At 29.4% G+C, this 12,248-nt stretch carries 11 protein-coding genes and 1 pseudogene; 9 read left to right on the forward strand and 3 right to left on the reverse strand.

Translation table 11 applies throughout. The features are described from left to right. The first annotated feature begins 17 nt into the window (after positions 1–17). From glyS to FBF06_RS07035, 3 genes are read left to right on the forward strand one after another with little or no spacing between them, the layout of a single operon-like run. Positions 18–2,012, forward strand: coding sequence for a glycine--tRNA ligase subunit beta (gene glyS / locus FBF06_RS07025; RefSeq protein WP_002887855.1), 1,995 nt, complete (start codon positions 18–20; stop codon positions 2,010–2,012). Next, complete coding sequence (locus tag FBF06_RS07030) at positions 2,009–2,830, forward strand: M23 family metallopeptidase (RefSeq protein ID WP_070317207.1); 822 nt, start codon at positions 2,009–2,011, stop codon at positions 2,828–2,830. The genes glyS and FBF06_RS07030 overlap by 4 nt, the downstream gene beginning before the upstream one ends. After that, positions 2,827–3,777 carry an SAM-dependent methyltransferase gene (locus tag FBF06_RS07035; protein ID WP_070318250.1) on the forward strand — a complete coding sequence of 317 codons (951 nt, stop codon included), beginning with the start codon at positions 2,827–2,829 and terminating at the stop codon, positions 3,775–3,777. The genes FBF06_RS07030 and FBF06_RS07035 overlap by 4 nt, the downstream gene beginning before the upstream one ends. On the opposite strand, the gene FBF06_RS07040 is transcribed toward FBF06_RS07035, so the two are convergent. Further along, positions 3,774–4,748: an exopolyphosphatase gene (locus FBF06_RS07040; RefSeq protein ID WP_071311293.1), complete on the reverse strand. Its 975-nt coding sequence runs from the start codon at positions 4,746–4,748 to the stop codon at positions 3,774–3,776. The two genes, FBF06_RS07035 and FBF06_RS07040, sit on opposite strands and share 4 nt — an antisense overlap. Positions 4,749–4,803: 55 nt before the next feature. Between FBF06_RS07040 and FBF06_RS07045 the strand changes: the two genes are divergently transcribed. Together FBF06_RS07045 and pdxA are read left to right on the forward strand one after the other, a co-directional pair. Beyond that, positions 4,804–5,577 (forward strand): pyridoxine 5'-phosphate synthase, encoded by a 774-nt coding sequence (locus tag FBF06_RS07045; RefSeq protein WP_002868556.1) that lies wholly within the window; start codon positions 4,804–4,806, stop codon positions 5,575–5,577. After that, on the forward strand, positions 5,574–6,668 hold the full coding sequence (pdxA, locus tag FBF06_RS07050; protein ID WP_168977599.1) for a 4-hydroxythreonine-4-phosphate dehydrogenase: 1,095 nt from the start codon (positions 5,574–5,576) through the stop codon (positions 6,666–6,668). Before FBF06_RS07045 ends, pdxA begins: the two co-directional genes overlap by 4 nt. On the opposite strand, the pseudogene FBF06_RS07055 reads toward pdxA, so the two are convergent. After that, positions 6,658–7,261: pseudogene (locus FBF06_RS07055) on the reverse strand (hypothetical protein). The gene pdxA and the pseudogene FBF06_RS07055 sit on opposite strands and share 11 nt — an antisense overlap. A gap of 112 nt (positions 7,262–7,373) precedes the next feature. Between FBF06_RS07055 and FBF06_RS07060 the strand changes: the two are divergent. The 4 genes from FBF06_RS07060 (at position 7,374) to FBF06_RS07075 (ending at position 11,054) form a co-directional block, all read left to right on the forward strand. Next, positions 7,374–8,573 (forward strand): MFS transporter, encoded by a 1,200-nt coding sequence (locus tag FBF06_RS07060; RefSeq protein WP_002853994.1) that lies wholly within the window; start codon positions 7,374–7,376, stop codon positions 8,571–8,573. A 55-nt stretch (positions 8,574–8,628) separates the two neighbouring features. After that, positions 8,629–8,949 carry an invasion antigen CiaC gene (ciaC, locus tag FBF06_RS07065; protein ID WP_002853224.1) on the forward strand — a complete coding sequence of 107 codons (321 nt, stop codon included), beginning with the start codon at positions 8,629–8,631 and terminating at the stop codon, positions 8,947–8,949. A gap of 183 nt (positions 8,950–9,132) precedes the next feature. After that, a complete protein-coding gene (hemE, locus tag FBF06_RS07070; protein ID WP_057036975.1) occupies positions 9,133–10,155 on the forward strand; it encodes a uroporphyrinogen decarboxylase in 1,023 nt (340 codons plus the stop codon). Beyond that, a complete protein-coding gene (locus FBF06_RS07075) occupies positions 10,152–11,054 on the forward strand; it encodes a radical SAM protein (RefSeq protein WP_002884374.1) in 903 nt (300 codons plus the stop codon). Before hemE ends, FBF06_RS07075 begins: the two co-directional genes overlap by 4 nt. Here the strand turns inward: FBF06_RS07075 and FBF06_RS07080 are convergent. After that, positions 11,051–12,247, reverse strand: a complete 1,197-nt coding sequence (locus FBF06_RS07080) for a hypothetical protein (RefSeq protein WP_002854153.1) — start codon at positions 12,245–12,247, stop codon at positions 11,051–11,053. The two genes, FBF06_RS07075 and FBF06_RS07080, sit on opposite strands and share 4 nt — an antisense overlap. Between the last annotated feature and the right edge of the window lies 1 nt (position 12,248).

Raw genomic sequence — 12,248 nt, forward strand, 5'->3', positions numbered from 1 at the left:
TTTAAAAAGAGTAAATTATGAGTGAATTATTAATAGAAATTGGTACAGAAGAATTACCTGCTATTCCTTTGCTAAAAGAATTAGCTAATATAGAAAAAAAATGGAGCAATGTTTTAGAAGAATACCGCTTGGTAAGTGATTTTAAATTTTATTATACTCCGCGTCGTTTAGTTTTTTTTCATGAAAATTTTGCAGACAAACAAGAAGATAGCTTTGCTGAATTTATAGGAGCACCTAAAAATGTTGCTTATAAAGATGGAGTTTTAACTCCTGCGGGACAAAGCTTCCTGCAAAAAGCAAGGATCAGTGAAAATGAACTCTCTTTTAAAGAAATCAAAGGCAAGGAAGTTTTGTACCATCAAAAAGCTATTAAAGGTTTGCAAAGTCAAGAAATTTTAGGAGAAATGGTAGAAAAATTTCTAAAAAGTCTTAGTTTTGGCAAAAGTATGCGCTGGGGTGCAAATTCTTTTGAATTCATCCGTGCGATCCGTTCTATAGCTTGCATTTTAAATGATGAACTTGTTAATTTTCAAAGCTATGGAGTAAAAAGTACTAAAAAAACTTTCATTCACAGAAGCGTAAGTTATGATTTGCAAGATTTTAACAATGCAAAAGAATATTTTGAACTACTAGAAAAAAACTATATCATCCTTGATCCAATCAAAAGAAAGGAAAAAATACTTGAGCAATTTAAACTCATAGAAAGTCAAAAAAATATACAAATTGGAGAAGATGAAGAGCTTTTAGCTGAAGTAGTTGCTATCACAGAATATCCTAATGCACTTTTAGGAAGTTTTGAAGAAGAATTTTTAGAAATTCCTAGCGAAGTAATCATCACTTCAATGAGAGAAAATCAACGTTATTTTGCAGTTTTTAACGATAAAGGCTTAAGTAATCATTTTATAGTAGTAAGTAATGCAGTATGTAAGGATTATTCAAAAATCATACATGGAAATGAAAGAGTTTTGCGTGCAAGACTTAGCGATGCAATGTTTTTTTATCAAAATGATTTACAAAATGGCTTAAAACCCGAAAAACTTGCCAAAATGACCTATCTTGAAGGTTTAGGCACAATGCAAGATAAAAGTTTAAGAGAGATTAAAATTGCTGAAATTTTATGTCAAATGCTCCATAATGATAAAATCGAAAATATCAGCACAGCACTAAAATACGCCAAAGCAGACTTAGCCACACAAATGGTTTATGAATTTACTGATTTGCAAGGCATTATGGGAAGTTATTATGCGCAAAAAATGGGCTTAGATTATCAAATTTGCTTAGCCATCAAAGAACAATATCTTCCTAATTCCGAACAAGCTCCACTTCCAAGTACAGAATTTTCAAGCATAGTAGCCCTTGCAAACAAGCTTGATACCCTTATAGGACTTTTTAGCATAGGAAAAATTCCAAGCGGAACAAAGGATCCTTATGCCTTAAGAAGAGCTGCCAATGGGATCATTAAAATTGCTTTAAATTTAAATAAAGAATTTGATATCCAAATTTTATTAGAAAAACTTTCAAATCATTATAAAAGCTTTGATATGCAAATTTTAAAAGATTTTATTTTTGAAAGACTTTATACTTTTTATACAGTCAATGCTTCTTTTGTAAAAGCGGTTTTAAGCTCACAAAATACAGATCTTATCCATATCAATCAAAGCGTAAATGCTCTTATAAAACTTAGCAAAAAAGATAATTTTAATGAAAATTTTGCAACCTTTAAAAGACTAGCCAATATCGCTACTAAAAATCCTCATAAAGTTGATGAAAGTCTTTTTGTTCAAGAAGCAGAAAGTAAACTTTACAAAGCTTTTCAAGAAAAAACTAAAGCCAACTCTTTACAAGAAAAACTTGAAAATCTTTTTGCACTTAAGCCTTTTATTGATGAGTTTTTTAATCAAGTGATGATTAATGCTGAAGATGAAAAACTTAAAAATAATCGCCAAGCTTTGGTTTATGAAATTTATGCGGAGTTTTTAAAAATCGCCGATCTTAAAGAGTTAAGCTTATGAAAGCCTTATGGCTTTTTTTAAGCCTTACTCTTTGGCTTTTTGGAGCTCAAAATTTAGAACTCATCAAAGGTCAAGCTTTATTTTTGGAGCTAGATAAGAAAGATTTTTTATCTTTAAAAAATAATGGTAAAAATATTCCCACTTTTACACATCCTAAAAATCAAGAAAAAGTTCTAGCTATTTTTTCCTTACCTTACAAAAATCCCCCGCAAAATACAAAACTTATCGCATTTTATAAAGATAAAAAAGAAGAAATTTTCATAAAAACTTTAGAAGGTAATTATAAAAGTGAAAAATTGCAAGTTGAAAACAAAAAGATTTTTCCACCAAAAACCATACAAGAACGCATCACTAAAGAATTAAAAGAAGCCAATGCGATTTATAATTCTTATACTCCAAAAGCTTTATTTAACGGTGCTTTTAATATACCTTTAAATTCTTTTATCACAAGTGATTTTGGCAAAGCAAGAACTTTTAATGAAAAAGTAGCAAGTTATCATAGCGGAACGGACTTTAGAGCTGCCACAGGAACACCTATTTATGCAGCCAATTCAGGTGTAGTAAAAATTGCAAAAGATCGTTATTTCGCAGGAAATTCAGTAGTCATTGATCATGGTTTTGGAATTTATTCACAATATTATCATCTTTCTAAAATTGATGTTAAAGTAGGACAAAAGATAAAAAAAGGTGAACTTATAGGACTTAGTGGGGCTACAGGTAGGGTAAGTGGGCCGCATTTGCATTTTGGAATTTTAGCTGGAGGCAAACAAGTTGATCCTTTGGATTTTGTATCCAAATTTAATGCTATTTTTCAATGAAATTTAGTGACTTTTTCCATGCTTGGCTCCATGAAAGCTATTATAAAAATGCTGTAAGTATAGGAAAAAACGGAGATTTTTTTACTGCTGTAAGCGCAGGAAATCTTTTTGGCGCACTTTTAGCCAAGCATTTTTTAAATTTAATAGATAAAAAAATTTTACAACTCCCTTTAGAACTTGTAGAAATAGGCGCTAATGAAGGATATTTAAGTCGTGATTTTTTAGCCGCTTTGCTTGAATTAAGACCTGAAATTTTTTCTCAAATTTCTTTTTTCGTCATAGAACCGCATGAAAAATTAAGAACTTTACAAAAAAAGACTTTAAAAGGAGTGGAATTTACTCACAAAAATAGTCTTAAAGAATGCCATTTTAAGAACGCTTTTTTCTTTTGCAATGAACTTTTTGATAGTTTTGCTTGCGAACTTATAGATCATGATAAAATGGCATTTGTAGAAAATTTTAAACTTATTTTTAAAAATATGGATGAAAATTTAATCACAAAATGCAAAGCTTTAAATCTTAAAAAAGGTGAACTCAGTTTAGAGCTTGAAAATTTTTTTAAAGATTTAAACCAAACTTGTGAGAGATTTATATTTGCGGGATTTGACTATGGAACTTTAAATCCACAAAGTTTTAGCTTAAGAATCTATCAAAAGCACGAAGTTTTTAGCCCTTTTGAAGTATCTTTAAAAGATTTTTTCGGCAAAAGCGATCTAACTTATAATGTCAATTTTACTCATCTTCAAAAACTCATCAAAGAATATGATTTTAAACCTTTAGCTTTTAAAAAACAAAGTCTTGCTTTAATGGATTTTGGTTTTGAAGATTTATTAGAATACACAAAAAATAAAAACATTAAAACTTACGAAAGTTTTTTATCTCAAGCTAAAATTTTATTTTTTAATTTTGATGAAAAATTTCATTTTTTCGAATTTCAAAAAAACTAAAATTTTATATTTTTCATACTCGCTAAACAAACCCCCTCCCTTAAACCCTCATCAATGACTAGAAGTTTATGTTTATCAAACAAAGCATAAAACAGCAAACAACCTGCACTCAAATAATTTTTTCTCATCGCGCCTACTTCTTTTATAGCCTTTTTTTCTTCCATATAAAAAAGTTTAATAGCATAATTTAAAAAATCCTTATGGTAAAGTTTTTTGCCATTTACTCTACTTGCTTCATACTTTTCATAGCTTATATTTTGTTTTAATGCGCTAAGTGTAGTAGGAACTCCGGAATTTAAAACCACCGTTTTAACTCCTAAAGAACGAAGTTCCTTTTTAATCATAGCCACCTCATCAAAAGCCCTAAAAGCTAAATGCTTTAAATAGGGATTTGCAATTAAAAAATGGATTTTAAGTTTTTTATCTTTAATATTTATGATAAATTTAGAATATTTTTTTATTAATTTTTTATAAGAAATACAAGATTTATAATAAGAATGGTAATTTTTTTCATAAAAACTAATAATACCAAAATCAAAACTTTTAAAACTTTTTCCAAAAGAAAGCTCACAAGAAGCCCCTCCTAAATCACAATACGCAAACTCTCCCCAAATTTTAAGCCTTCTTAAACCTGATTGCATACCTAAAACACTGATCTTAGCTTCACTTTTGGCATCTATAAGCTTAAAATCAATCCCAAATTCTTTTTTTAAATGGGCAAAAATTTCATTTGTATTGCTTGCCTTTCTAAAAGCTGCAGTCGCTACAGCTCTCGCTTTGCTTAAATCTTGCTCTTTAGCTAAAATACTCAAAGTATTTTTTAATCTTTGTATGGCTTCTTTAGAAATTTCTCCACTTTGATTTAGATTTTTCGCTGCCCCAATAACAAATTCATATTCTTTTAATTTATTTAATTTTTCATCCATTTGTACTGCTCTTAAAGTATTTGAACCAAGATCTATACCTAACATGACTTTCCTTATTTGATTTTATAGTATAATAGCAAAAAAGTTCTAAAGGAAAAATATGCTTTTAGGTGTAAATATCGATCATATTGCAGTGTTAAGACAAGCTAGAATGGTAAATGATCCTGATCTTTTAGAAGCTGCTTTTATAGTAGCTAGACACGGAGATCAAATCACTTTGCATGTAAGAGAAGATCGCCGTCATGCTCAGGATTTTGACTTGGAAAATATTATAAAATTTTGCAAAAGCCCTATCAATTTAGAATGTGCTTTAAATGATGAAATTTTAAATTTAGCTCTTAAACTCAAACCTCACCGCGTTACTTTAGTGCCTGAAAAAAGAGAAGAGCTTACTACAGAAGGGGGGCTTTGTTTAAATCATGCTAAATTAAGACAAAGCATAGAAAAACTTCAAAATGCAAACATTGAAGTTTCACTTTTTATTAATCCTAGTTTAGAAGATATAGAAAAATCAAAAATTTTAAAAGCCCAATTCATAGAGCTTCATACAGGACATTATGCGAATTTGCACAACGCACTTTTTAGTAATATCTCTCATACTGCTTTTGCCTTAAAAGAACTCAATCAAGATAAAAAAACCTTGCAAGCTCAATTTGAAAAAGAATTACAAAATTTAGAACTCTGTGCCAAAAAAGGCCTAGAACTTGGCTTAAAAGTAGCCGCGGGACATGGTTTAAATTACAAAAATGTAAAACCCGTAGTAAAAATTAAAGAAATTTGCGAGCTAAATATAGGACAAAGCATTGTAGCAAGATCTGTATTTACAGGACTTCAAAACGCTATTTTGGAAATGAAAGAACTTATTAAAAGATGAAAAAACTAGCCATTAGTATAGGCGATATAAACGGCATAGGACTTGAAATTTTAGTGCGTTCTCATGAAGAACTAAGCAAAATCTGCACACCTTTTTATTTTATCCACGAAAGCTTGCTTGATAAAGCTTCAAAACTTTTAAATTTAAAACTTTTTAATGCAAAAATCGTAGCTTTTAAAGATGGAAAAGACTATGAGTTTAATTTTGTAAAAAAAGAAAATTCTCTTGAAATTTACTCTTTCTACCTTCCTTTAGGCTTTAAAGTGGATGAAAATTTTGAAATCAAAGCCGGAGAAATAGATACAAAAAGTGGACTTTATGGTTTTTTAAGTTTTAAGGCGGCAAGTTATTTTGTCTATGAAAAACACGCCCATGCCTTGCTTACTCTACCTATACACAAAAAAGCTTGGGAAGATGCAGGATTTAAATACAAAGGACACACCGATGCTTTAAGGGATTTTTTTAAAAAAAATGCCATTATGATGTTAGGTTGCAAAGAACTTTTTGTAGGGCTTTTTAGCGAACATATACCTTTAGCTAAGGTGAGTAAAAAAATCACTTTTAAAAATTTAAGTATCTTTTTAAAAGATTTTTACAAAGAAACACATTTTAAAAAAATGGGGCTTTTAGGTTTTAATCCTCACGCTGGAGATTATGGAGTTATAGGTGGAGAAGAAGAAAAGATCATGGAAAAAGCTATAGCCTTTGTTAATGCCTTTTTACACTCTAAAAAAGATGAAAAATTTTTCAAAAAAGCCTTAAAAGATGAAAATTTACAAAAAGAATTGCTTTTAAATTTTAAAGGCAAGGGCGTTTATCTACCCTATCCTTTAGTGGCTGATACAGCTTTTACTAAGACTGGTTTAAAAAACTGCAATCGTTTAGTGGCTATGTATCACGATCTTGCCCTTGCTCCTTTAAAGGCCTTGTATTTTGATAAAAGCATCAATGTAAGTTTAAATTTACCTATCATACGCGTTAGCGTTGATCATGGCACGGCCTTTGATAAGGCCTATAAAAATGCTAAAATCAACGCTAAAAGTTATTTTGAAGCGGCTAAATTTGCAATCAATTTACATTCTAAAGCTTAAATTTAGCCCTAGAATCAATCAAATCTTCTTTAGCTAAGCTGTCTATAAAATCTTGCAAATCTTTATTGGTATTTAAACTTTGAGTGAGTAAATTTTCATATTTATCAACTTTATTTTTAAAAATTTGCTCTAAAACTTCTTTAGTCTTTGTATCTTTTTTTGCTCTTTGCATAAGTTCTAATAAAACCTTAATATAAGCTTCTTGCATGCAATCACTTGCATTGAGTAAAGATAAAATAGGATTTTCCCCTGCTTTTGTATTTTGCATATTTTTTATACAAATTTTTCTTTCTTTAAGCATCTTTTTTGAAATGGCTTTAAAATCTTTTTTCATCTTTTTATCTGCTTTTTTTTGAAATATTTTGATATAAACTACTATAGATGTTATCTACTAAAGCAAGTTTTTTATTATCAAATTCATTACGCACACCAATTTTATTGCATATCATAAGTTCATCATCACTTTTGCCATCATATTTGATTTTAGAGCAATCAAAACTAGGTTTTACTTCATCTTTATAAATAAGCTCATCAAAACTCAAAGCCCCTAAACTCGCCAAACTTAAACCAAGCAATAAAATAATTTTTTTCATTATTTACCTTTAAAATTTTTATTTTATTTTAACAAAAATATTTTGAATTTTTTAAGGAAATTAAGCCTTTATTTTATTATAATGCGTTTTTATTTTTTATAAGGAACTTAAAATGCAAAATTACAAAAAAGCTCTTTTTGCACTAGCTCTTAGTGCTTTTTGTATGGGCGTAACTGAATTTGTTATGGCAGGAGTTTTGGTTGATGTTGAAGCGTATTTTAGCGTAGATGCAAAAACCGCGGGCTATCTTACAACCTTATATGCTATAGGTGTTGTTATAGGTGCTCCTCTTATCACCATACCTTTAAGTCGTTTTCATAGACATACACAACTTTTAATCAATCTTGGAATTTTTGCTTTAGCAAATTTCATCATCTTTTTTAGCCAAAATTTCTATCTTACTGCTTTTGCACGCTTTATAGCAGGAACACAACATGGGGTATTTTTTGTCATTGCCACCTTAGCTGTAAGTGCTATAACTCCAGATGATAAAAAATCAAGTGCTCTAGCTATAATGGTCACAGGGCTTACTGTAGCCTTAGTTACTGGAGTGCCGCTTGGAACTTTTATAGGGCATTATTTTGGCTTTAAATTTATCTTTTTACTCATTTTTATCATTACAAGTCTAGCATTTTTTGGAGTATGGCATATGATGCCCAAAAATTTACATCCTAGCCCAACCAGTCTTAAAAATCTAATCCCTGCTTTTTCTCATCAAAATTTGTTAAAAACTTATACTATAACCATTTGTAGTTGTGGGGCTCAATTTGTTCTTTATACTTATTTGCAAAAAATACTTGTAGAAATAAGCGGTTTTAAAGTCCAAGATACAGCTTATATCTTGCTTTTATATGGAATTTGTGCAATTTGTGGGAATTTATGGGGCGGAAAAATAGTAGATAAAAAAGGTGCTATTTTTTCTTTGCGTCTTATTTTAAGCATACAAGTTCTAGTATTTTTAAGTGTATTTCTCACCATGCATTCTAAAATTTTAATCATTTTTAGCGTAGCTTTGATAGGATTTTTTGCCTTTTCAACCATACCTGCACTAAAAATGCTTAGCATTACTAAAGCTAAACGCCATACTTATAAAGTCATAGACAGTACAGTAAGTGTGAATGAAGCAGCTTTTAATGTAGGCATAGCTTTAGCAAGTTTTTTAGGTGGGATTGTTTTAGCAAGATTGGGTATAGAATTTAATGCTTTATTTTCAGCACTTTTTGTAAGCCCTGCTTTGATTTTTGCCTTGCTTTTTGCCAAAGATAAATTAAATTATAAAAAATTTCAAAGAAAAAGTTTTACAAAGGTATAAATTGGAATAGAAATTGCTTGCTTATTTAATGTAAAGTTAAATAAAGGAGGAGAAAATGGTAGTAGATAATACTCAAAAAACATCAAATGCTATCTTTAGCACCACAACTAAAGTTAAAGAAAAAAATACTTCGGCAGATGAATTTCAAGCCACATTAAATGAAGTAAAAAACAAAGAAGAAAAGGAAGATAAAAAAACAAACTCAAGCAAATTTACTAACGAAGACATTGATCTTGGTGCTGTTAGAGAAGATTTTAGATCTTATGCTTGGCAAAAAATGAGAGAAGATCAATACAAAAAAAATGAGGAGACTTTGCTAAATAAGCTTTTTACTACAATTGACGCAGGAAATGCCACAAACAATACAAAGGCTTAATATACAAATCAATCAAAACTCAAACTACATAAACGAGAATTCCAATAATTCTCGTAAAATTTCTAATAACTCTGGATAAAATGAAAAAATTTATTATTTCCTCTATATGAAGAAAATATAGAAAAATTGACCAATTTAATTTATCAAATTCTGTTATAATTTTGCTAAAAACAAAGGAAAATAATGATTTTTATCGATGCTTGCTTTAAAAAACCTACACCCTACACCCCTATTTGGATGATGCGTCAAGCAGGAAGGTATTTGCCAGAATATATGGAAGTAAGAAAACAAGCGGGTGATTTTCTCTCTTTATGCAAAGACTATAAAAAAGCTTCTAAAGTTTCTTTACAGCCTATTGATATTTTAGATGTAGATGCAGCAATCATTTTTTCAGATATCTTAGTTGTTCCTCTTGAAATGGGTATGAATTTACGTTTTGAAAAAGGAGAAGGGCCTGTTTTTGATAATCCTATTTCAACCCTAGAAGATTTAGAAAAACTTGACGATCAAAATGCACATAAAAAATTAAATTATGTCTATGATGCCTTAAAGCTTACAAGAGAAAAATTATCTCAAAACAAGGCTTTAATAGGATTTTGCGGAAGCCCTTGGACTATAGCTACCTATATGATAGAAGGAAGTGGAAGTAAAAATTATGCAAAGTGTAAAAAAATGCTTTATCAAAACCCAGAACTTTTACATAAAATTCTAAACAAACTAACTCAAGTTTTAAAACTTTATTTAGAAGAGCAAATTAAAGCAGGTGCTAATGCTATACAAATTTTTGATAGCTGGGCAAGTGCTTTAGAATATGATAAGTTTTTTGAATTCTCTTTTAATTATATGCTTGAAATTTCAAATTTTATTAAAAGCAAATACCCAAATATACCTGTAATTTTATTCCCTAAAGGCATTAGCGGTTATTTGGATAGAATCGATGGTAATTTTGATGTTTTTGGAGTTGATTGGAGCACTCCGCTTGATTTAGCACGTGATAAACTATCGCACAAATACACTCTTCAAGGCAACATGGAACCTTGTAGACTTTATGATAAAAATGCCATCAAAGAAGGAGCTGGAAAAATACTAAAAACCATGCAAAATAAAGCTCATATTTTCAACTTAGGACATGGGATCTTGCCTGATATTCCTGTTGAAAATGCAAAATATTTTATCAAGCTTGTACAAGAAAGTTCAGCTAAATGAAAATACTCTTTGGTCCTGTTAGCTCAAGGCGTTTTGGAAGATCTTTGGGTATAGATTTAAGCCCTAATAAAAAACAATGCAATTTTGATTGTGTTTATTGCGAGCTTGATCCAAAAAAAGCCCAAGAAAAACAGGATGAAATTATCAGCATAGATAAAATTATCTCCGAAGTTAAAGTTATGCTTGAAAAAAATGTTGAATTTGATTTTCTTACCCTTACTGCCAACGGAGAGCCTAGTCTTTATCCTTATTTAAATGAGCTTATTTTATCTTTACGCAGCATTGCTAAAGATAAAAAATTGCTTATTTTAAGCAATGGTACAGCTGTATTAGATGAAGACAAATTTAATGCTTTGCTAAAACTAGATGTGGTCAAATTTAGCCTAGATAGTGCAGTTGCTAAAACTTTTTATCGTATTGATAGAGCTTTAAAAAACATTGACTTAGAAAAAATGATAGAAAAAATGGCAGATTTTAGAGCTAGGTTTAATGGAGATTTGATTATGGAAATTCTAGTTGTTAAAGATCTTAATGACAACGAAGAAGAATTTAAAGCGCTCAATCAAGCTTTAAAAAAAATCATGCCTTTAAGGGTTGATCTAAGCACCATAGATAGACCTCCTGCTTATGCTGTTAAAAAAGTAAGCGAAGAAAAACTTTTAGAACTTTCTAAACTTATAGATTCTACTCCTGTACTCTTAGCCAAAAGACATTATGAAGGTGAAAAACTAAGCTTCAATGAAGAAGAATTATTAAAAATGCTTCATTTGCGCTCACAAAGCGAAATAGACATTGAAGTGAAATTTGATAAACAATCCAAAACTCTCTTAAATCAACTTATCAAAGAAAAAAAGGTAAAAATTCTCGATTTAGCTGGAGTTAAATTTTATAAAGTTTAAGCCTTTGGCAAATACTTTCTAAGTAAAGTTATAAGATCATTTCTACTTACATCACTTAAAACTTCGCTCACACAATCAAAATCCCTAACTTTTTCCTTTGAAAAAAAGATGATATGGCTTTGCGGATGCTGTTTTTTATAAGCACTTAGCAAATTTCTCATTTGCTCAAGATCAAATTTAATTAATTCATAATCAAGTAAAATCAAACGATAAGTCTCCTTGCTTAATTCTTGTTTTAATTGACTAAAAGAATTTATACATATATTTTTATCACATTGTTTTTCTATTATATTAAAAAACAAGGTTGCATCAAAATCATTTTGTTTAAAAAGCAATACATTATTTTGATAAGGGGTTTTAAATTTTAAAGTGCAAACCTTATCAAGCTTGTTTTGCAAAATATTTTCAAGATCTTTTTTTTCAAAAGGTAAAGTTAAAAAATACTCATAATGTGTATTTTTATGCCGACCCATCACTATAAAATCATAATTTTTCTTTACATTTTTATTGAAAATTTTATCCTTGATAAAAATCAAATGAAAGTCATTAACATCAAAACTTAAATTTTTAAAACAAGTGCTTTCTATGCCAAAATACGAAAGTAAATTTGCAAGTAAAAAATTCTCAAGCTCATCATTATTAACTATGGCCACACTTGCTTCAAATTGCAAAACCTTTCCATGAGATGTTCCTATAATGCTTTTATGATGCTCTAAAGCCTCATTTAATTCTAATCTAATTTGATCTTTTTGAGAATTTAAGGCATTTAAAATCAAAGAATTAATTTCTTTATTATACCCTTCATTTAAGCAACGCATTGCATTAGATATATTTACAAGCTGATATAAATTTTCCTCCAATAAATGCAAATATCTATCTTTTTCATGGGATATTTTAGTTAAATTTTGGCTCGTAGTTTCAAATTTTTCCTTTAACAAATCAAGTGCACTATCAACATCAATCTTTTTTTGAAAATTTAAAAAATCATTTTGCATGCAAAAAATTTTTTGATATATTTTGTTTATATTTCTATTTTGCCTAAAAGCAAAAATAAAAAGTGTTAAAGATAAAACAAAAATGCTAGAAAACATACCTATTTTCAGTTGTTCAGTAACACTATCAAGCTTTGAGATATCAATACTTAAATACGCTAAAATTAGATTAAAAATAAAAATTATCCCTGCTAATATCAAA

Source organism: Campylobacter sp. CFSAN093227, assembly GCF_012897855.1.
Classification (GTDB): Bacteria; Campylobacterota; Campylobacteria; order Campylobacterales; family Campylobacteraceae; genus Campylobacter_D; species Campylobacter_D jejuni.